This window comes from Paenibacillus sp. OAE614 (assembly GCF_040546645.1).
GTDB lineage: Bacteria > Bacillota > Bacilli > Paenibacillales > Paenibacillaceae > Paenibacillus_AQ > Paenibacillus_AQ favisporus.
In genome coordinates this window covers 3,695,127-3,715,961 of record NZ_JBEPOD010000001.1, presented here as the reverse complement: position 1 = coordinate 3,715,961, position 20,835 = coordinate 3,695,127, and the positions used below count along the sequence as shown (strand labels likewise).

23 protein-coding genes are annotated in these 20,835 nt (G+C 46.2%); 15 read left to right on the top strand and 8 right to left on the bottom strand.

Translation table 11 applies throughout. From position 1 onward, the window contains the following. The first annotated feature begins 68 nt into the window (after positions 1-68). Positions 69-1,589, top strand: a complete 1,521-nt coding sequence (locus ABIE48_RS17060; protein ID WP_192713819.1) for an ABC transporter substrate-binding protein — start codon at positions 69-71, stop codon at positions 1,587-1,589. Between the two features lie 37 nt (positions 1,590-1,626). Here the strand turns inward: ABIE48_RS17060 and ABIE48_RS17055 are convergent, their stop codons facing one another. Next, entirely contained in the window at positions 1,627-2,367 is a 741-nt protein-coding gene (locus tag ABIE48_RS17055) for an EcsC family protein (protein WP_192713820.1), read from the bottom strand. A gap of 233 nt (positions 2,368-2,600) precedes the next feature. On the opposite strand from ABIE48_RS17055, the gene ABIE48_RS17050 reads away from it, so the two are divergent. Both ABIE48_RS17050 and ppsA read left to right on the top strand, forming a co-directional pair. After that, positions 2,601-3,083 carry a DinB family protein gene (locus ABIE48_RS17050; protein ID WP_244879302.1) on the top strand — a complete coding sequence of 161 codons (483 nt, stop codon included), beginning with the start codon at positions 2,601-2,603 and terminating at the stop codon, positions 3,081-3,083. Positions 3,084-3,362: 279 nt separating this feature from the next. Beyond that, complete coding sequence (gene ppsA / locus ABIE48_RS17045) at positions 3,363-5,960, top strand: phosphoenolpyruvate synthase (RefSeq protein ID WP_192713821.1); 2,598 nt, start codon at positions 3,363-3,365, stop codon at positions 5,958-5,960. 14 nt (positions 5,961-5,974) lie between these two features. On the opposite strand, the gene ABIE48_RS17040 is transcribed toward ppsA, so the two are convergent. Beyond that, on the bottom strand, positions 5,975-7,243 hold the full coding sequence (locus ABIE48_RS17040) for an FAD-dependent oxidoreductase (protein ID WP_192713822.1): 1,269 nt from the start codon (positions 7,241-7,243) through the stop codon (positions 5,975-5,977). Positions 7,244-7,351: 108 nt separating this feature from the next. On the opposite strand from ABIE48_RS17040, the gene ABIE48_RS17035 reads away from it, so the two are divergent. Then, positions 7,352-7,801: a MarR family winged helix-turn-helix transcriptional regulator gene (locus tag ABIE48_RS17035; protein WP_354519342.1), complete on the top strand. Its 450-nt coding sequence runs from the start codon at positions 7,352-7,354 to the stop codon at positions 7,799-7,801. A gap of 43 nt (positions 7,802-7,844) precedes the next feature. On the opposite strand, the gene ABIE48_RS17030 is transcribed toward ABIE48_RS17035, so the two are convergent. After that, complete coding sequence (locus tag ABIE48_RS17030) at positions 7,845-8,807, bottom strand: helix-turn-helix transcriptional regulator (RefSeq protein ID WP_192713824.1); 963 nt, start codon at positions 8,805-8,807, stop codon at positions 7,845-7,847. Between the two features lie 111 nt (positions 8,808-8,918). Here ABIE48_RS17030 and ABIE48_RS17025 point away from each other — a divergent pair, with 111 nt between their 5' ends. After that, positions 8,919-9,398, top strand: coding sequence for a GyrI-like domain-containing protein (locus tag ABIE48_RS17025; RefSeq protein WP_145018239.1), 480 nt, complete (start codon positions 8,919-8,921; stop codon positions 9,396-9,398). 86 nt (positions 9,399-9,484) lie between these two features. Then, positions 9,485-9,946 carry a phage tail protein gene (locus ABIE48_RS17020; RefSeq protein ID WP_192713825.1) on the top strand — a complete coding sequence of 154 codons (462 nt, stop codon included), beginning with the start codon at positions 9,485-9,487 and terminating at the stop codon, positions 9,944-9,946. 163 nt (positions 9,947-10,109) lie between these two features. Here ABIE48_RS17020 and ABIE48_RS17015 read toward each other — a convergent pair whose 3' ends face one another. Next, the gene (locus tag ABIE48_RS17015; RefSeq protein WP_192713826.1) at positions 10,110-10,583 is read right to left on the bottom strand and encodes a DinB family protein; all 474 of its coding nucleotides are present in this window, start codon (positions 10,581-10,583) and stop codon (positions 10,110-10,112) included. 230 nt (positions 10,584-10,813) lie between these two features. Between ABIE48_RS17015 and ABIE48_RS17010 the strand changes: the two genes are divergently transcribed. Continuing rightward, positions 10,814-11,134: an alpha/beta hydrolase gene (locus ABIE48_RS17010; protein WP_260869119.1), complete on the top strand. Its 321-nt coding sequence runs from the start codon at positions 10,814-10,816 to the stop codon at positions 11,132-11,134. A gap of 122 nt (positions 11,135-11,256) precedes the next feature. On the opposite strand, the gene ABIE48_RS17005 is transcribed toward ABIE48_RS17010, so the two are convergent. Beyond that, positions 11,257-12,417, bottom strand: a complete 1,161-nt coding sequence (locus tag ABIE48_RS17005; protein WP_192713827.1) for an epoxide hydrolase family protein — start codon at positions 12,415-12,417, stop codon at positions 11,257-11,259. A 107-nt stretch (positions 12,418-12,524) separates the two neighbouring features. Between ABIE48_RS17005 and ABIE48_RS17000 the strand changes: the two genes are divergently transcribed. Together ABIE48_RS17000 and ABIE48_RS16995 are read left to right on the top strand one after the other, a co-directional pair. Further along, positions 12,525-13,379 carry a helix-turn-helix domain-containing protein gene (locus tag ABIE48_RS17000; protein WP_192713828.1) on the top strand — a complete coding sequence of 285 codons (855 nt, stop codon included), beginning with the start codon at positions 12,525-12,527 and terminating at the stop codon, positions 13,377-13,379. 98 nt (positions 13,380-13,477) lie between these two features. Further along, positions 13,478-13,786: a hypothetical protein gene (locus ABIE48_RS16995; protein ID WP_145018254.1), complete on the top strand. Its 309-nt coding sequence runs from the start codon at positions 13,478-13,480 to the stop codon at positions 13,784-13,786. An 80-nt stretch (positions 13,787-13,866) separates the two neighbouring features. On the opposite strand, the gene ABIE48_RS16990 is transcribed toward ABIE48_RS16995, so the two are convergent. Further along, the gene (locus tag ABIE48_RS16990; protein WP_192713829.1) at positions 13,867-15,039 is read right to left on the bottom strand and encodes an MFS transporter; all 1,173 of its coding nucleotides are present in this window, start codon (positions 15,037-15,039) and stop codon (positions 13,867-13,869) included. 222 nt (positions 15,040-15,261) lie between these two features. On the opposite strand from ABIE48_RS16990, the gene ABIE48_RS16985 reads away from it, so the two are divergent. Both ABIE48_RS16985 and ABIE48_RS16980 read left to right on the top strand, forming a co-directional pair. Beyond that, positions 15,262-15,807, top strand: coding sequence for a TetR/AcrR family transcriptional regulator (locus ABIE48_RS16985; protein WP_192713830.1), 546 nt, complete (start codon positions 15,262-15,264; stop codon positions 15,805-15,807). A 50-nt stretch (positions 15,808-15,857) separates the two neighbouring features. Then, complete coding sequence (locus ABIE48_RS16980; RefSeq protein WP_192713831.1) at positions 15,858-16,229, top strand: iron chaperone; 372 nt, start codon at positions 15,858-15,860, stop codon at positions 16,227-16,229. Positions 16,230-16,352: 123 nt separating this feature from the next. Here the strand turns inward: ABIE48_RS16980 and ABIE48_RS16975 are convergent, their stop codons facing one another. Next, positions 16,353-16,862, bottom strand: coding sequence for an RrF2 family transcriptional regulator (locus tag ABIE48_RS16975; RefSeq protein ID WP_145018266.1), 510 nt, complete (start codon positions 16,860-16,862; stop codon positions 16,353-16,355). Between the two features lie 171 nt (positions 16,863-17,033). Between ABIE48_RS16975 and ABIE48_RS16970 the strand changes: the two genes are divergently transcribed. From ABIE48_RS16970 to ABIE48_RS16955, 4 genes are all read left to right on the top strand, one after another. After that, complete coding sequence (locus ABIE48_RS16970) at positions 17,034-17,693, top strand: FMN-dependent NADH-azoreductase (protein WP_192713832.1); 660 nt, start codon at positions 17,034-17,036, stop codon at positions 17,691-17,693. Between the two features lie 91 nt (positions 17,694-17,784). After that, the gene (locus tag ABIE48_RS16965) at positions 17,785-18,225 is read left to right on the top strand and encodes an AAA family ATPase (protein ID WP_145018272.1); all 441 of its coding nucleotides are present in this window, start codon (positions 17,785-17,787) and stop codon (positions 18,223-18,225) included. Between the two features lie 395 nt (positions 18,226-18,620). After that, entirely contained in the window at positions 18,621-19,226 is a 606-nt protein-coding gene (locus ABIE48_RS16960; protein ID WP_145018278.1) for a TetR/AcrR family transcriptional regulator, read from the top strand. 142 nt (positions 19,227-19,368) lie between these two features. Next, complete coding sequence (locus tag ABIE48_RS16955) at positions 19,369-19,806, top strand: VOC family protein (RefSeq protein ID WP_145018281.1); 438 nt, start codon at positions 19,369-19,371, stop codon at positions 19,804-19,806. Between the two features lie 52 nt (positions 19,807-19,858). On the opposite strand, the gene ABIE48_RS16950 is transcribed toward ABIE48_RS16955, so the two are convergent. Then, positions 19,859-20,701 (bottom strand): helix-turn-helix domain-containing protein, encoded by an 843-nt coding sequence (locus tag ABIE48_RS16950; RefSeq protein ID WP_192713833.1) that lies wholly within the window; start codon positions 20,699-20,701, stop codon positions 19,859-19,861. Positions 20,702-20,835: the final 134 nt, after the last annotated feature.

Here is a 20,835-nt window from a genome sequence, read left to right as displayed (position 1 = left end):
CCTTTCTGCTGTACTTCAGCTCCAAGCGTGGAGATTCCATATTGAAGATCCTGGGAGGTCAAAAGCCTATGTGGAAAAAGTCGGTTCATTCCTTGTTGTTCTTTGTGCTGGCTGTTACCGTCGTTCTGAGCGGATGTTCAAGCTCCTCTTCGAACGGTGAGAAGAAGCCGTCGTCGTCAACGCAAGAAGCGTCTGGTGACGGTAAACTTGCCCCTTATGAAATTACGATCGCTTTTTGGGGACCGGATCAGCGTGATCTTGGTCTTGTGGAGCAGGAAATCAGCAAGATTACGAAAGACAAAATCAATGCAACCGTCAAACTGAAACGCATTGAAGCGGCTGCGTGGACACAGCAAAAAGTGCTGATGTTCTCCGGCAATGAGAAACTCGACCTGGTGTTCACAGGGGAAGACCAGTATATTTCGGAAGTCGCGCAAAAAAAGCTGCTGCCCATCGATGACCTGCTTCAGTCCCATGGCCAGGATATCCTAGACGCCTTCGATCCGGACGTATTGGCAGCGGCAAAAATTGACGGCAAAATATACGGCGTTCCAACGATCCGGGACTTTGCCGCTTATCCGACTATTCTGATGCGAACGGATTGGTTAAAAGAGAGCAATATGGACGTCAGCCAGGTGAAAACGATCGAGGATTTGGAGCCGATTTTTGAAAGCGTTAAAAAGAAGCATCCGGAAGCCAATATGCTGGGTAAAGCGTCAGGAGGAGGTTCCATTGCCTATCCACTGCTGCAGACGACGATTGATCCGCTGGGCGACATGATCGGTGTACTTACCGATCCGAATCAGCTGAAGGTCGTTAATTTGTATGAGAGCGAGGAATATGCGAAGTTCATTGGGGTGATACGTCAATGGTTCCTGGCAGGATACATCCCCAAAGACATTGCAACGACCTCGCAAACCGGCCGGGATTATATCAAGGCAAACATCGGGTTCGCGACACCGAATAAAGGCAAGCCGGGGATCACGACGCAGACGGGAGCATGGGCCGGCAAGGAACTGACGGAAGTCGCACTAGCGCCGCCCAAAATGAACACGCTGACGATTATGAACGCGATGCTTGCCATTGCGGCCAAATCCAAAAATCCCGAGCGCGCGATGATGTTTCTGAATTTGCTCTACTCAGACAAACAAATCATCAATTTGCTGGATTGGGGGATTGAAGGAAAGCACTATCAAGTGAAGGAAGACGGGACAATTGACTTTCCTAGTAGTGTGGATGCGACGAACAGCGGCTACAACATGAGACAAGGTTGGATGTTCGGGAATCAGCTGCTGTCTTATCCGTGGTCGACGGACAGTCCGGATATATGGAAGCAAATGGAGGCGTTTAACCAAAGTGCGGAGAAGTCTGCAGCGCTCGGATTCACCTATAACTCAGAACCGGTCAAAACCGAACTGGCCGCGATCCAGAATGTCGTTCAGCAATATTCAAAAGCGCTTGAGACAGGAACTCTGGATCCGGATGTTTACCTGCCGAAATTTAACGCAGCATTAAAATCGGCCGGAATCGATAAAGTGATCGCCGAAAAACAAAGGCAGCTGGATGTGTGGGCTGCAAACAATAAGTGAAGGACCTCTCAGTACAAAGAAAAAATAGTCAGTACGATCAAACCTCGAAATCATCGTGCAATCTGCGCAGTCGGTAAGCGTTCATGGCGGATTCGCGCAGCTCCTCAAGAATGGTGTAATTCGCCCATGCCCCTGCGATCGCGCCGATCCCTGGCAGCATCTGCAGCATTTTCCGGAAATCGATCGCATCGCGATACTCGATCTGAAAAGTCTCCCAGTCCATCGTCCTGGAATATTCGGTATCAGACAGCCATTGTTCTTTTTCTATATGCCAATTTTTGATGGAATCGAGCAGCCTGGCACGGTTATCCGGCCCCGAAAATGTCATTTGAAATACCTTGAGAATAAACACCCGCTCGGAGAAATGTTTCGTGTCATAACCGTAAACATGCGCCAGCTCGAACAAAAATTTCATCTTGATTGCGATGAGAGCCGGAAAGTCTACCATGCCAAGGATGATGCCGCCAGCTCCCGTTCCAGCACCTTCAGCAACCGCAATTTTTTGGTACAGGGCAAACAGGTCTTTGGCTTCTTGATCGGCAGCTTCCAGATCCATCGTACTTTGCACCGGGCGCCTAGGGGTGTATTCCGCGCCGAACAGTGCCGTGCGCACAATCGACCGGATGGTGGTCGTGATGACGTTTTGCACCTTTGGGGGAATCAAATGGTTGATCCGGCTGCCGACGGTTTTCGATGCTTTTTCCATCCATCCCGGCGGTTTGAACATCTTTTGTTCCCAATCGGCAACTTCCCTCTGGACTTTATGTTCGTAATTCATGATCCATCGCTCCTCCAATGTGTTGCTTTATTCTATTGTAACGAATAACGCCGTGATTTGGACCAGACTGCAGCAGGTTTCTGACCTCGACTAAAGTCCAGCACCACAAAGAGGTTAGTCATGACCTGACCCTGACATTCACAATTCCGCAATTCTGAAGAAATCTTCCCGCGTCTGGCGTTATAGGATGAAGGTATGAATGGCGTTAGCCAGAGGAGGAGATCACCATAAACATGATTGAAGATTGGATTCGTGAATTAAAAAGGGAAGCCGAATCGACACGCTTGCTTCTTGAAAGGCTGCCTGAGGACAAACTTTCTTGGCGGCCGCACCCGAGGTCGATGTCTCTGGGACAGCTCGCCCTGCATGCTGCGGGAGTTCCCGGAGGGCTGGCTCTATTGCTGGACGAGGCGGTCAGCGAGGCTCCGGTCGTTCCGCTGCCGGAGCCGACCACCCGGCAAGAATTGCTTGAGGCACTGGAATGGAGCGTGTCTCTCGCCGGGAGCAAGCTTCGGGAATGGGGAGAAGATGGGCTAAGGAATTCCTGGAAGCTCGTCAGCAAAGGAGAGACCATCTTGGAAGCACCCCGAATCGATATGGCCCGTACGCTGATGTTCAATCACGTGTACCATCATCGGGGACAGTTGACAGTTTATCTGCGACTGCTCGGAATATCCGTTCCTGGGATGTACGGACCCAGCGCGGACGATCAATAACAGAAATTCAGAGCCGAGTCCGATTGAGAGGAAGGCGATGGAACGCCTTGAATGACGATATCGACCCTCAGATTGGGATGCTGTAAATCAAAAAAAGAACCTGGACAAAATCCCAGGTTCTTTCTTATTGCGCAAAAAAAGACGTGATGATATAATCAGATCACGACTGTTCATGTTATAAAGTCATAAATACCTTATCTTACATTTTAAGTGTAACATGCCAGTTAAACTCTTGTCAAATATTTTTTTTCTCAATCTAATGGTTAGGGAGATGGTCGAATGAGTTCAATGGTTCTTGGGTTTCATGAAATCGAAAAATCGCAGCTTTATCTCGTTGGCGGAAAAGGGTTAAATTTAGGAGAATTATCTAAAGTTGACGGAATCCAGGTCCCCGAAGGATTCTGTATTACAACAGAGGGGTATCAAAAAGCCATCGGACAAAACGAAACGTATCATGCATTACTCCAACAACTAACCATGCTAAACGCAGATGATCGAGACCAAATTGGTGAGATCAGCGGGAAGATTCGGCAGACCATTACGGAAGCAGAAATTCCTTCCGATGTTGTGGAGGAAGTGACTCACTATCTCTCCCGGTTCGGCGAGGAACACGCTTACGCTGTGCGTTCTAGTGCAACCGCCGAAGATTTGCCGCACGCTTCTTTTGCAGGGCAGCAGGATACTTATTTAAATATCATCGGTGTTGATGCCATTCTGCAGCATATCAGCAAATGCTGGGCCTCGTTATTTACGGATCGCGCAGTCATCTACCGTATACAAAATGGATTTGATCACCGTCACATTTATTTATCCGTGATCATTCAAAAGATGATATTCCCGCAGGCTTCGGGGATATTGTTCACCGCTGATCCAATGAGCGGCAACCGGAAGCAGCTGTCCATTGATGCCAGTTTTGGACTTGGGGAAGCACTGGTCTCCGGCTTGGTATCCGCTGATAATTATAAAGTACAAGGAGGGGAAATCGTCGATAAGAGGATAGCAGCCAAAACATTGGCGATCTATGGACGAAAAGAAGGCGGAACCGAAACACGCCTAATCGATCCGGATCAGCAAAAGGCTCAAACTCTTACCGATCAACACATTGTGCAGCTGGAACGGATCGGAAGACAGGTCGAAGCTTATTTCTGCCAGCCGCAAGACATCGAATGGTGTTTGGCTGATAATACATTTTATATTGTTCAGAGCCGGCCGATTACAACGCTATACCCGATCCCTGAAGCAAATGATCAGGATAATCACGTCTATCTATCTGTTGGCCATCAACAAATGATGACGGATCCGATCAAACCGTTGGGATTGTCTTTTTACTTGTTAATTACTCCTGCACCTATGCGTACAGCCGGCGGGAGGTTGTTCATTGATATAGCACCTAGGCTGACTACGACTGCCGGCCGGGAAGCTTTATTAAAAAACTTGGAATCCGATCCGCTTTTCATAGGCGCAATCGAGAACGTAATCGAGCGAAACTTTGTCAAATTGGTACCGAATGATCAAACAGCACCCATTCCCGCTAAAAGTAATACAGATAAGCCGACAGCCTTCGAGAACGATCCATCTATCGTTACTGACTTGATCCAGCGGAATCAAGCCTCGATAACAGTTTTAAAACAAAAGATCCAAATGAAATCCGGGGCAGAATTGTTTGATTTCATCCTCGAAGACATCCAGGAATTAAGGAGAATTTTATTTGATCCGCAAAGTACGGCTGTGTTTATGTCTGCTATAAATGCTACTTTTTGGATCAATGAACATATGAACAAATGGTTAGGCGAAAAAAACGCAGCCGATACGCTTTCTCAATCCGTGCCAAACAATATTACTTCGGAAATGGGCTTGGCGCTGCTGGATGTCGCGGATGTGATTCGCCCTTATCCGGAAGTGGTTGATTATTTGCAGCATGTAACAGAAGATCACTTTCTGGACGAACTGGTGAAGTTTGATGGAGGTAGGGAAGCCCAGGAAGCGATCTATGATTATCTGAGCAAATACGGCATGCGGTGTACTGGAGAAATCGATATCAGTCGTACCCGTTGGAGCGAAAAACCGATTACGCTGGTCCCATTGATCCTGAGCAACATCAAAAACTTTGAGCCTCATGAGAGCCGCCGGAAATTCGAGCAAGGCCGCCAGGAAGCTTTGGCCAAAGAACAAGAATTGTTAAATCGGTTGAGACAGCTGCCGGATGGCGATCAAAAAGCCGACGAAACGAAACGGATGATCGATCTTGTCCGAAATTTCATCGGGTATCGGGAATACCCTAAATATGGCTGGGTGAGCCGCTACTTTGTTTATAAGCAGGCTTTACTGAAAGAAGCCGAACGACTCGTGCAAGCCGGCGTCATTCATGATATCGAAGATATATACTACCTTACTTTTGAAGAGCTTCACGAAGCCGTTCGCACCAATATGCTGGATGATCGGATCATCAGCAAACGCAAAGACGAGTATAAAGTATATGAAAAACTGACCCCACCGCGCGTCATCACGTCTGATGGCGAAATGTTTAGAGGTTCGTACAAACGGGGAAATCTCCCGGCCGATGCGATTTTAGGTCTGCCTGTTTCTTCCGGTGTGATCGAGGGACGTGCCCGTGTCCTTTTAAGCATGGAAGATGCTGCTTTGGAAGAAGGAGATATCTTGGTTACCGCATTTACGGATCCAAGCTGGACCCCATTGTTTGTATCCATCAAAGGTTTGATCACGGAAGTAGGCGGCCTGATGACCCATGGAGCCGTGATCGCGCGTGAATATGGCCTGCCGGCCGTAGTCGGTGTGGATCATGCGACCAAGCTCATCAAAGACGGGCAGCGAATTCGTGTGAATGGAACAGAAGGGTACATTGAAATATTGGAATAGCTGGCGTCGGCAAATTATTCTGTAGTTGTTAACGGCTTGTTTTTAAAGGAACGAATCCAGGGCATTGCACGTAACATGACCCAACTCATGAAGGGATTATGAATGGAGAAGCGCTTCAGCATCGCCTTGGCAGCTTCCACCTCACGAAATGCATACTGGCTCATCTCTGCTTGATAAGATGCAATGGCTTCCTCTAAAGGTTCGCCTCGGGATACTGCTGCTTTAAGTTTTTCAGCGAGAAGAGCTGCATCTCGTAGAGCTGTGTTGCCTCCATGAGATCCAGTTGGTGGCATAGCATGTACTGCATCGCCCATTAAAGTGATTCGCGACACCGGCCAGGAAGACGGCTTCCTGGCCGCTTTTAATTTTACCAGCATGGTGTAATCTGCATCGGCTTGATTCACGAACCGCCGCAGCACGGGATGAAAATCCAGGGCAGTCTCTAGTGCGAAGCGATGCAGTATCTCGGAATCAAGTTTCTCTTGAGATACCGGAAACAGTTCTTTGGGCAAGAGAAGAGCCCACATAACATAATCGTCAGAAATGGGAGGTAATTGCTCTGCTCCAAATCGAGAAAAAGCCGCTTGCGGAGCTTCGCGAAAGTTCATCGTCGTAAAGAAAAAGCCTTTACCCGCTTTTCCAATGGCGTATACGCCGCTCGTTTTCAGTGGAGCAGGAACGATGGACTGACCGTTATGCAGAAGAGGCGTGCGACCATAAATTCCCCAGCTGTTCGCATCCTCCGGGTCACAGTCGGGCAACAGCTGCTTGCGTAATGCCGAGTTTACACCATCGGCACCGATGACGAGTGAAGCATGTGTATAACTTCCGTCAGAAAAGTGAAGGGTGGCGCCATCCGCTGCCACATCGGCCCGAACCGCCTTTTTTCCATAATGAATCCGATCCTGCAGCCCTTCGAGCATAATCGTACGCAGGGTTTGGCGATCGGTTTGACGCGGCGTTCGTAAATCGGTACCACTCCGATCCCCTTTAAATGTGAGCTTGAAGACCTCTCCAAGATCCTGATTTGTAACTCGAAAGTAAGAATCTTCGTCAGTGGGCGATGTGGTGGCCAAAAACAACTCGAATAAACGCGGCGGAAGACACTTGTGAAGTCCTGCCATCCCGTGCTCGTCTAACGTGACCCGGTATCCCTGGCGGCGGGCAAACGGTTCCGGATCACTTTCGTACACTTGCACATCGAACCCGGCACGAAGTAAAGAATGGGCCAAACACAATCCGCTTAACCCGGCTCCAGCAATGGCCACTGAAATTTGGGACATATCTATCAGCCTCTTTTCATTTGCTCATCGGCAATTTTATTGATACAATGATAGCAGCAAAGCATTTTATCTCATGAGATAAGATAAATATAAAAGAGGATGATTTTTATGTCAACAAGCAAAAACATCAATATTCTTACTGAAGAATTACGGAATAACAGTACGGCAACGATCCTGTTTCACCAAGCCATTGCTGCAAAGTTAGGAATCAATTCCACGGATCACAAATGCTTGGATGTCATTATGAAGAACCAACCGCTTACAGCCGGTCAGCTTGCTACATTGACTGGATTGACAACGGGAGCAGTCACGGGCGTTTTGGACAGGCTGGAAAAGGTAGGCTATATTTTTCGTGAACAGGATCCGGAAGACAAGAGAAGGGTCAACATTTACATGAACCAAGAAAATGCAGAAAAGAACATTGTCCCGCTCTTCAGTTCATTTGCAGCAGAAATGAATCAACTGCTATCTAATTATGATGATAAGGAACTTGAGTTCATCATTGATTTTATTAGACAGTGCAATCGTGTGTTAATGAAATTTACTGAAAAACACTAATTCAATGCCAGACTGAAAAAGATGGGGGCTTTACCGGCTCAGTTTATGGAAGGTACAAGCCCATTCTTTCCTGGATCACCTCCAAGACTTCTTTCGGCATCTCCCTGATCTTGATATCTCCACCCAGAAAAAGCAGCCAATTGGTTAGTTCGGTTATTTCTTCGGCTTTATCGACATGAATATATGTCCTTAAAATGGCTGTCGTTTGGTAAGGATTCGTATAGGAAAGGGATACTTTTATTGGATGGTATTTTCTGAACTGCGCAATCGCTTTTGGACCCAGTTCAATGACCAGGTTGATGATTTCATCCTGCTTACGCAGTTGTTCTTGGATTTTTTTCTTACTTATTCTTTTTTTCAAAGGGTACGGCTCTACATTGGTAAGGTCATCAACTGGAATAATCCTTCTCTTTTCTTCCTTCAAATCAAATCCCTCGATCAGCCACACGCTTTTCTCACGATAGAGGTGCAGTAGATAAATGGGATAGGACTTGATTTCCATCTCTTCTTGGATGGTGATCCATAAATATTCGTCCTTGAGAAGGACTTGGATGAGCTTTTCCAACATCGGATGGGGGAGGTCCGACAGGTCGAGCAGGTCGGGATTATTGGGGTTGGTTCCTTCAAACAGCAAAATTTGATTCAACAGGACAAGGTCATCCTGCTGGTTTTTTGAAATCAGGCCAAGTAATTTTTCGGCCAGCGATTGGCGGCTTTTCAGATAAGGGAGCTGCTGATTTCTTGTGGCCATAAAGCCAATGAACAAGGCTTTAATTTCGTTATCGGTAAAGCGCACCGTGGGCAGGATCGAGTTGTTCATGACGAAATACCCGCCATCCCTGCCGACTTCTGCAACAAGCGGCATCCCCATCGATTCGATTTCCCGGATATCCCGGATCGCCGTCGATCGGGAGATGTTAAATTCCCGCATAATTTCGGAAATCGTAAAGTGGGCACGGTTGTTGATATACCGCATGATAGTATTAATACGTTCAACTTTTTTCATAGGAGTCTCCTAAACAGTATCACTTTTTGACATGATTCAAGGTTATTATAAACCCATCAAGTGAAAACACAAATCATTTGAACAAATTTTAAAAAAAGGATGGTAATCAAAATGGCACAATATACGTTGGAAGAAAAGGACAGCTTTATCGTTTTGGGGATTGGTACGGAACTGAAGAGCGATTACACAGACTACGCCGGCATCAACAAAGAAAAAGCAGAATTCTGGTCGGCTGTCGAAGAAGATGGAAGGCTGGATACGTTAAAATCCATCGCCGCTAATAATTTCATTTTTGCCGTGAACGAAGCGGTGAACAACAAGATGATGTACTATGCCGGCGTCATGACGGATGCTTCGCTGCCGGAGGCAACGAGAATGATCCAATTCCCTCAGGGCGAATACCTCGTTGTTAAAGGGGAAGCGCCGACATCCAATGATTTGAGCAATCAGCTTGCTGGCGTTGCGTTTGGTCAAGTGCTGCCAGAAGCGAAAGATTATGCTTATGTTGGAGGGCCGAATGCAACCGTTGAGATGGGGCAGCGAGACGGCGTCGTATTTGGCGAAATGTGGATTCCTGTTGTGAAGAAGTAAGCAAATTCGTGAAGTATTCGGGGCGGATTTTGCCCGAAGTGAGTTCTAAGGTGTAACGCCTTGCAAAACTTTTAGGAGGGATAGAAATGTCGTATATCGTTGATTTTAAAGATGTGTCCACCGTTGGTGTTGAGTCTTCTCCAGTAGCAGAAGCGCTTGCTGGGCTTCGGGCGAATGAGGCCCGTTACTTCATGAACAAGTATAAGCACAAATTTACGGTCGTACCCGCCAGCGAAAGCCAGGAGACTCTGGATTATGTGAACCGGATTTTGAAAGAAGAACGAGAGATCGAGTTTTCAGCCAAGCCTTTGGAAACATCGCAATTTCAAGTCGAAAATATTCAATTCACCTATGTCTTTTATGAAGATGGTCTGGGGCTCAATGTGATGTATACGGTAGATGACCCGAAGAAGCGGGCCGTTGGTTTTAAGCTTTCGGACGGGATGGAGGAACCGAAGGAACTGGAAAAGTTTAAGTTTGCCCGGCAGAAGTCTAAATTAGCTGGAACGATTCGGGGCTCGTTTTTTGTCATAAAGAAAGAGTATTAAACTACTTATGAAAAAGCCGCAAGGATGCGGCTTTTTTGCATTTTAATTTACATAAACATGGGATGAAATAGATACTGGATCTAAAACAGAGCGTAGTGCAGTGGGTTGAGTATACATGGATCGCCAAACATTTCAGTGGAACCATTTGAGCTGCTTGGTTATATCAAAATGGTTGGCTTTCGCGGTAGGCCTTCTTTACTCTTTCAATTTGAGCAAGGTGACCACGGACATGTTCAACACGAAATACCAATAATTGCTTAAAGCTAAATCGCCCCTGGTCAATATACACCCCGACTCGCTCGATTTGTTCTTTGGTTAGATTGTCTAGGATGGTCTGCATACTGAGGCGCAGCAATTTGAACAGCTGCAGATATTGTTCGCGGTCCAATACATCATAACCTAAGTTGTTCGCCCATGCGTCCTGGTCAAATGAAATGAGGGTCGGCTCATCCTCCGCCAAGACTGTTTTAAGTCGAGATGTAGAAGACATCTCTGAATCCGCCACATGTATGATAATTTGATGAATGCTCCATTGGTCCGGTGCAGGCTTGTAACGAAGCTCATCCTCCGTTAACCCCTCGATGGCCTCACGCAGCATTGCGTATCCTGAGGCATATTCCTGAATGATGTCTTCCATTTGAGTTCCTCCAATCCTTAAATAAACTTCGTATAATAAAACAAGCATATAGATTGAACTAAAGTTTAGCTTTGAACTTCCTGTTATTACGGTCCCATACGGCTCTATAACAATTAAATTCTTTAGTCCATTCTATCTAACATGTTAAGAAGTTCTTGGTTTTAGGCAAATATCCTTTTTTCTTCAACGGACGAGACCCTGGCTGAATAAGCGTCATTGGAGCAGAATGGTTGACTAGAATTCATAATGACAGGAACCATCCATCTGATATGAACCCGGCCAAGAGGGGACCAGCCAGTATTACGTGCCTGCGCGCGCGAAAATCGCTGGCGGGTTTACCACCCACTTATATCAGCATAGGCAGCTTTGATTTGTTCATAGATGAAGCGATATTATTTGCAAAACAGCTTGCCTTTGACGGTGTTTTGGTGGAGCTGCATGTATATCCTGGATATCATCATTTGGCTCCAGCGTTTCCGAATGCGCATTATTCGCAAGAAGGGGCCAAATCCAGTGAATACGCCTTGCTGAAAGCGCTAGAGCTGATTTGATAGCCTTTTGCCAAAGACATCCGTCCGTTATATTGAAGATCAAATACGGCAGCCGATCACACGATCGGCTGCCGTTGTTTATCGTAGTATTGGGGAGTGCATGTTTCGGATCTTCATGAATATTAATGATGATTTGTCCCTCTAAACGGCTTGTAGAAGGCACGAATGTCCTGTGCCAAGAGCTCGGGTTCTTCCAATGCGGTAAAATGTCCACCACGGGGCAGCGTAGTCCAGCGGGTTACATTTAGGTTGCGTACAGCCCATTCTCGGGGCGGCAGCAATATATCTGCAGGGAGTAATGCAATGCCTGTCGGCACCTCAATGTAGCCCAAAGGCGGTAAGGAATGAGAATTCTCATAATAGATGTTCGCTGCCGACATGGCCGTGTTTGTCACCCAATAAATCATCATATGCGTAATCAGTTCATCTTTGCTGAATTTTTGCTCAAGATTACCGCTACAATCGCTCCATGCCCGGAATTTTTCAATGATCCAGCCTGCCAAGCCGACCGGTGAATCGGATAGTCCATACGCCAGTGTTTGGGGGCGGGTCGATTGAAGGGACATATAGCCACCCTCTTCAGCAATCCATGCCGATGCGTTTTTCTTATATCGCAGTTCTTCTTCCGACAGCTTTGCCTGATCTGTTGACGTCATCAGATCTCTAATTATGCCGATATCGGTCAAGTGGATTCCGAATAACAGTTCCGGATGGTTGGCTGCCAGGTACCTTGTAACACCGGAGCCGATATCCCCGCCGGCGGCAGCAAATTTTTTGTAACCTAAGTGCTGCGTCATCAGCTTAGCCCACATTTCCGAGACACGAAAATTGTTGACACCGGAATGTGCAGGGCGGCTTGAGAACCCAAAACCAGGTAATGACGGGACAATCACATCAAATGAGTCTTCAGGGTTTCCGCCGCAGCTGGCTGGATCCGTAAGCAGAGGAATGATTTTTTCGTAACGAAGGTAACTGTCGGGCCAACCGTGGGTAAGAATGATGGGCAGAGAGTTAGATCCTTTACCACGCTCATGTACAAAGTGCACATCGATCCCGTCTATATGGCAGCAATACTGGGAAAAGCGGTTCAACTCGGCTTCCTTGGCTCGCCAATCATAATGGTCCTTCCAGTACGAAACGAGCGACTTTAAATAACTTAATTCCGTTCCTCGTTCCCATCCATCGTTATCTACTTGTTCCGGCCAGCGAATATGATCCAGTCTGTATTTTAGATCGTCCAAAATTTCGTCTGCGACATGAATGTGAAAACGCTCAATAGTCATCGTGCTTTCCCTCCTTTTGTCGTTGCATCGCCATTATATCCTTTGTGCTGGTATGGTACACTGGCATAAACGAAGCATCTAACTATAAAATTTGATAGGTGATTGCTATGCCGCAAATAGACCGACACAAACATCGTACCGTGAACATTGAGTTTGCCGCTGTGGAGGATCTCAGCATGCTTCCTTATCCTGAGCGTTATACTCTCATTCTCTTCACATCCGGAAGGATGAGCGGAACGTTAAACGAACGGCCGATATCGATCGTAGCACCTGGTATCCTTTGCTTGGCCGAGGATGATGAGATGGAAGTGATAGAAAAACAAAACGTTGCTGCACAATCCTTTCGTTTTCATCCCGAATTTCTTAACACGATCACTCTCTCCGAAACGCGGGGCTACTTCCCGACGGGTCCGAGAATCCAAACAGGCCGTTCCCTTTTTCAAAGGGAGGATGCATATACAGCTGTGCCCCGTATCACCGAGAAAGCATATCCGCTTTTATTTGAATGGTTTTTTATACTCGGCATGGAAGTGCAGGCGCAAAGTGATGCCCGCTGGGTGTGCAGAATCAAGAAATACCTCATCCAGATTTTAGGTTTGCTCGAGGATTTAAACCGAAATGGCGCACATTCCCCTGTCGATTTGGTGCTAGAGTATATTCACACGAACTATTCCAGAAAGATTTCTCTGGAAGATCTGACGAGCTGCGCTCATTTAAACCGAGTGACGCTTAATAAGCTGTTTCAGGAAAGATGCGGTCTTACAGCCATGGGTTACTTGCTGTCATACCGTTTAAAAGTTGCAAGTGAACTTTTAACGCACACCGGGATGAAGCTTGACGAAATTGCTCACGCTGCCGGATTTGAGTATGACACTCACTTGATCAAGCAATTTACGGCTAAAAAAGGTATCTCACCCACAAAATACAGGACCATCTCCCGCAAGTTCTCCACGGTTCAATAAAAGACGGAGAGCCCTTGAGCCTCCATTGACAGTGATCCGCTTAACGATTAAGGTAGTGGAGGATATGAAGTAGAAAGTCTTATTTTTGGAGGATATTTATGAATCAACGCTTTCGAATTACGAGATCGATGCAGCCGGACTCCGGTGATCAAGACATTTCATTGGAAGAATGCAAAGCTTATTTTTCAACCAAGGCTGATTTTACTTACCAAACGGTGCTGACTGTACAAGGGGAAGAAAGTACCATGTCGATCGAAGGGGATTTCTTTATGTGGCAGCATGGAGACGCCCTCATTCCTTTTAGGCACTATATGGGGGAGTTGTATGCAGCCGTCTCTCACCAAGACGTCGTACCCCTTATGATCGAAATTGCAGGAGATTTGCGGGCGGATATCGTGGAAGGGTAATGGACAGCTGAAGGTAGAAAATAAATATACAAACTTAAAGCCGCATTGCTGCGGCTTTTTGCGTTCGAACGGGGATGACTCTAGGCGGAAATTTGTTGTGATGGACTACTCGTGAAATTCCTTAAAATAAGGATAACCAAACTAAGGATTAATGATAGGATTCCCGTTAAAACGACATATTTCGTACCCATTTCAGTTATCAACAGCCCACCTGCGGCTGAGCCCAATGTTGTTCCTACGTTACAGGACGAAATAAATAATCCATTCGCAAAGTCAGGTGCCTCAGGGGCTGAAGATGCAATCAAATATTGATTAATATTGGCCATGATTCCTCCCGCTAATATACCCCAAATGAAAGCAGTCACTGCTGTCGGTAAAGCAAACTGACCTGTGAAAAATAAAATGACATACACCGCGCCCATTAACAAAGGAAACGTTACTACAGATACAGCGGCACGGCGTGTAAGCAGTCTCCCCGCCACTATGTTCCCAATCATATTGGCTCCACCGAAGATGAATAATGTTATAGTGATCCCATTCGGAGACATATCGGTTACAGCTGTCAGATATTCGGTGAGATAACTATACACCCCAAATACAGCTGCGTTCAATAAAATGACGGCCACGATGGATATCCACAGTATTGGTTTTTTGAGTACGGAAAATTGTGTACCGTAAGATAGCTTTTGCTCAACCGGCATAGCGGGTATGAAAAATAAAGTAGCGAGAAATACGATGGCATTAACGACTGCGAAGAAGGCCATTGCCATTTCATACGAAACAGCACTATTGATAAAGCTTGCGATCGGAACGCCGGCAACCATTCCAGCTGATACGCCTATAAACACTTTAGAAACCGCTTTTGGAGCTTCTTCTTTGCTTACCGAGGAAGCTGCGGCTGTAAACGCCAAAGAACAATACACAGGGTGAAAAAGGGCTGGAACAATACGGGCTATTAATAAAACGATAAAGCTGGAAGTCAAAAGGGATACCATGTTTCCGAGAACGAATACGCCCAATACAAGCAGCATGACCTTTTTGCGGTCGAATCCTGAAAACATCAATGGCAAGACCGGTCCTGATAAAGCAATGCCAAGGGCAAACAAGCTTACCAGCAGCCCGGCTTGAGTTACACTGACATGAAAGTGCTCAGCCAGAGAAGGCAATATCCCGATCACGCCCATTTCGGTATTCAATATTCCAAATACGCCGATAGTCAATATAAAAATAAGTAGTTGATTACGTTTAGCCAATTAAGCAACCCCAATCCTTAAAAAAGTAACTACATGCTGAGTAAATAGGTCAGTGCGACGAAAGACTACGATTGATGTTTTCTCGACAACTGTCTATAATTTATATTACTAACATGTTGAATACAAGGGTTGCTACTCGTTAATTTGATCGATTTTATCGTATAAACAACAAATCAAATAAAAATTGTCGAATAACTCTTGGAAGTATGGGGGGATACAAGATTGGCTAAAGTGGATAGAAGAGTTGTCAGAACTCAAGAAGCTATTAAGAAGGCATTTCTTGAATTAATGGCTGAGAAAAACTTTGATAACATAACGATTCAGGATATTTCGGACCGGGCAAATATTAACCGTGCAACGGTGTACCTTCATTACACGGATAAATTTGATCTGCTGGATAAGATCATGGAAGAACATATCAGCAATATGAGCGACTTTTGTGAGTCCGAAGCGGATATGGAATGGATCGAAGCAACTGCACACTGCATGGAATATCTTGAACAAAATTATTTGTTTTTTTCGACGATGCTGGCGAGTGAAGGTGCCCGTTTTTTTCGAACGCGGTTTGTTCAGCATAATATCGAAGAGTTCAGAAAAGAAGTGGATGTAACCCAAGGGAAAAACCTGGGTCAAAACGAAGAGGTAGTTGCCGAGTTTGCAGCCAATGCCTACGTAGGCATTGTAGAATGGTGGCTTAAAAATAAAATGCCTTATTCTCCGAAGGAGATGGCTGAAAAAGTGGGGGACCTGCTGGAGAGGATTATATAGATGTAAGATACCAGCGGTATCTCCATCGTTGTAAATTAGGAGGGGAGACCATGGAAGTTTTTGAAGAATATTTAACTCGGGTTGATAACCCCGAGCATCGTGCCCGGTTGGAAGAAATACTGGGCTGGATCATGAAGACATTCCCGAATTTAACGCCAAAGATTGCGTGGAATCAGCCAATGTTTACCGATCACGGCACATTTATCATTGGTTTCAGCGTTGCCAAACATCATCTGGCTGTAGCCCCTGAAAGGGCGGGAATTCTTCATTTTTTCGATGTAATTGTACAATCTGGCTATGATCACACCAAGGAGTTGGTACGGATCCGGTGGGATCGTCCTGTTGATTACTCCTTACTTGAAAAAATGATCAAATATAACATTTTGGATAAGGCAGACTGCACAACGTTTTGGCGGGCATAGCTTATTCATAAGGCGCAAATCGCAGGATTACGAGAATACACATTAGTTAAAAAAGCCGCAGCAATGCGGCTTTTTTATTTTAATTCCATTTGCAGAAACCAGGCTGATCCAATCGCTGCTTACTTAAACTTTGTTCTTCTTAAAATAGGCTCGCGCATCTTCCCGGGTTTCCTTGGGCAAGGTGCGCTCCAGTTCCTCGTTCATCCACTGCAATGTCCGGCTTCGCAGAGAATTCCGCATTTTCTCCTCCGCATCCAGCATGACCATATTGATCAAGCAATCCGAAGGCGTACAGGAAGCGCACGCATCGTTGTTTTCCTTGCTCCGGTAGAAATAATTTTTATCTTTAATGTTCTGGCATTGAAAAATGGGCTGATCTCCTTCGACTGCCGTTACGACGTCCCAGAAAGTTATCGCATCCGGGGATTTGGCCAGCTTGTAGCCGCCCTTCACCCCTGGTACCGAATCCACAATACCCGCTTTGGACAGCTTCCCGAAAATTTTGGACAGATACGTCTCCGACAAACCTTGGTAGGCGGAAAGTTCTTTGATCCCGATCGGACTGTCCACCGGGAGATCAATCAAATATACGAGGCAATGCAAAGCATATTCGACCCCAATACTATACTGCATGCAAGCCACCTGCCTCCCGACAAATTCACTAACCATAATGTTAAAAGCAAACATTTTTGATGTCAAACGTAACGCGATTGACAAACGGAATGATTGCAAGTTATAATGTCGACAGAATTAATCGACGATTAATGTTATCGACAATTATAAATGAGTAGGAGAGGAAGCATCATGAATAAAATGCTGGTTCTAAATGCCCATCCGGACGTAGAATCCACCACCTCGGTGACTTTAAACGTGCTCGAGTCTTTTTTACAGCGTTACAGAGAGCTTGTCCCGGATGGTGAGGTCGAACAACTCAATCTTTATCGTGACGAGGTACCACTGCTGGATCATGTTGCTCTATCGGCCCGCAGCAAGTCCGCAGCAGGAGAATTGCTTACACCGGAGGAGCGGGCCGTTACGGACCGGACGAACGAACTGCTGCGGCAGTTCAAAGGTGCGAAGAACATCGTCATTGCGATGCCAATGCATAATTTCAATATCCCGTCCAAACTCAAAGACTACATGGACGCCATTCTCATTCCGCGGGAAACGTACACGTTTACCCATTCGGGATCCGTAGGCTTGCTCAAAGACGGACGGAGCGTCCTCGTTATTCAGGGAAGCGGATCGATATACACCAATAACGACTGGTACACGGAAGTGGAATATTCCCATCGATATCTACGATCGATGTTTACCTTTATGGGATTTGACAGCTACGAGATCATTCGCGCGCAGGGAAACGCTGTTTTACCGAAAGAGAACGTACTGGAGCAGGCCAAGCAGGAGGCCCTTCAGGCGGCCGAACGTTTCGCACATCGCATGTCTGGCAGCGTGACGAGATAAGGGCTCGTATTAAAGATCGTGTTGGGGGATACGATAAAGATCAACTCGGATCTGAAACCCCGCCATCTTTAGGCCAGGAAGGAAAACTGTCATGGAATGCGTCATTTTCACTGGGATACAGGCTTCCGGAAAATCAACATTTTATAAGGAAAGGTTCTTTGCAACTCATATGAGGATTAATCTTGATGTGTTGAGAACAAGACACCGGGAGAATGTTTTTCTGGAAGCATCCGTCCGAACTATGCAATCCTTTGTGGTAGACAATACGAATCCCACCGTGGAGGATCGAAAAAAATATATCGATTTCGTGAAAAAACATCATTATAAGGTTATAGGGTATTATTTCGAACCTGACTATGAATTATCCCTTAACCGTAACAACAAGAGGGAAGGGAAAGAAAAGGTTCCTGAGATCGGAATAATTAGCACTTTGAAGAAGCTGCAACGGCCGTCTTATAGTGAGGGTTTTAATGAGCTGTATATAGTCAAGTCACTAAACGATGCGTTTGAGATTCAAAAATTACCTTTATGAAGGATAACGCAATCTTACCGTGCGCCGTTAGGCGACACGGTTTTTTGCTAATCCCTTCCGGTCAACAGTCGTCTTCCCAGCTGCAGCCTCGCTTCAAGCTCGATCCTGCTTTTGCAATCCTCGCAGTAATACATTCCGTTTCTGTTACGTTTCGCGCGGTCATATGCTGGAGTGCCCTCGAAGGCGTTAAATGCCCTTTTGCACCCATAACAGATCAGTTGCACACGAAATCCATTAGATTGCTCCTGCACAGAATTCCTCCTACTGTAATTGATAAAAAGTCCAGCTCCCTTGACTTGGTAACCACGGCACGGTATAACTGAAAAATGAAATAACACACTGTGCTATTTATTATAATACAGTGTGTTAAAATAAAATCAAGGGGCGTTTTCACCGTGCCAAAAATTGTGGACCATGACCAAAAAAGAAAACGGATCGCCGAGTCGGCATGGAAAATTATTGAAACAAAGGGGATTGAGCATGCGTCTATCCGTGCCGTCGCCGCTGCGGCAGGTGTGTCGCCTGGAGCCTTACGGCATTATTTTTCAACGCAGGACGAGCTGCTGCTATTTATCGTGGATTATTATTTGACGAGGGGAGCCGACAGAGCAAAAGGAATCGAGATAAGCCGTATTCCGATGAAAGCCGCGCTGGAAGTGGTATTAGAGCTTCTCCCCATGGATTCGGACAAACGAACGGCAGCCGGCGTCTGGTGGGTATTCGCCATCCGTTCCCTTACGAGCTTGGCGTTACAAGATAAAAAGGATGAACTCACGGACGGGCTTCATTACCTGACCAGAACCGTCCTAGATCTTCTGGCTAAGGCAGAGCTTCTTCCCTCATCAATCGACATGGAGCTCGAAAGCTTGAGATTGGCCGCGGTGATTGAAGGCTTGACGGTCCTCGCATTGCTTCGGCCGGAAATCTACGCGCCGGAGACCATTGAACGGATCATCGTCCGCCACCTTCAGCAGCTGTGCGGGCACGAAATCGATCAATAATCTAAAAAGTGAGTTCATCAAATTCAACATAGCAAAGGAAAAGAAATTGTAGTATTTTCTATGTGGTAATATACGGATGAGCTTATTGCGTCATTCAAACGGGTTTTGCAGCATTATTCCACGGATGAAGGAGATGTGCGAGATGAAGGTCAATAAAATAGATCATGTAAGTATAAACGTAAATGATCTCTCGGCCGCAAAAGCGTTTTTTCTCGATATAGGCTTTGAAGTGCGAGCGGAATGGGAGATGGAAGGCGAGCTATTGGATCGGGTCCTAGGGCTCCGCGACGCAAAAACAGCCTGCGTAGCATTGGGGGCACCAGAGAGCCAGGCATGGATCGAGCTGGTCAAATATTATCATCCGTCAGATGAAACCGAAATTCAGCAGTCTTATCCCTATACGCTCGGTATCCGGCATATGGCCATTGAGGTTGAAGACATTGAAGCCATCGTATCCAAACTGAAACAGAAGGGCACGGAAACCTTCAGTGAGATCCAGCAATATGAACAAAGTTACAAGTTATGCTATGTTCGTGGGCCGGAAGGAATCATTTTGGAGTTGGCAGAGAAGGTCAAATGACAGGAGATCAAGTCTCTGACGTACGGAAGGTTGGATGCGCAGACAACCAGGGTTACTCGAATTTCGAAGGAGGCACGTTGTAGTATTTTTTGAAGGCTTTTGAAAAGGTAAACGGATCAGGATACCCGAGAAAGCCTGCGATCTGTTGGATCGTGTATTTTTTGGCGTAGAGATAGTCTCGTGCCCGGTTCATTTTGATTTGGGAAATGTACTGTCCCGGTGTAATGCCTACGCTTTTCTTGAAATAGGAGATAAAATACTTTTCAGAGACGCCGACAAGCGCAGCGAGCTCATTCATCCGAACGGAACGGTGCAGGTTTGCATCCACGTATTGAAATACGTCCTGCAGTACACTTAGACTTCCTTCGGTTTTACCCGGTTTCCTGCCGTTGAGGAATGTGCCGGTGTAGGCGCCTTGCCCGTGAAGCTCAAGGATCTTTGCAATGAAAGCGAGGAGGCAGGCTTTCAAGTAAAGCTGGTTCCCCGGTGTGCCGCTGACCTGTTTCAACCGGCGATAGGCCTGTGTGAACAATACCGCTTCCTCCTGGATCAGGCCGCTGGGCACGATTCCAGGGAGTTCGAACTCACCTAGTATTCGCTGTTGTTCGCCGATACCGAAATTGAAATGAATGTAAATGAATCGGCAGCCGTCCTCGGACGTCGTAGCGATATAGGGCATATCGGGATAAAAAAACACCGCATCTCCCGGACCCGCCGTATGTTCGGACGCGCCGATCGTCACCCTCACGGAGCCCGATTGAATGAACCACAGATCGTAATCGGGATGAGACTTGTGCTCGATCCAATTTTTATCGTGAGCTTGTTCTAAATAAGAGCTTATGCCGAGCGTGACATACTCCGAGAGTTCGTTGAGAATACTCATGTTTGCATTCATCGGGTTGCTTGGCCCCCTCTACCGCATGACATCTGTGGTTTTAAACTTAGTATAACAAAGGGTTTACGAGTTGTTAATTATAATACTTTTTGACATGTACTTGAAACTATCTCACATTCCGTTTTCCGGTCATC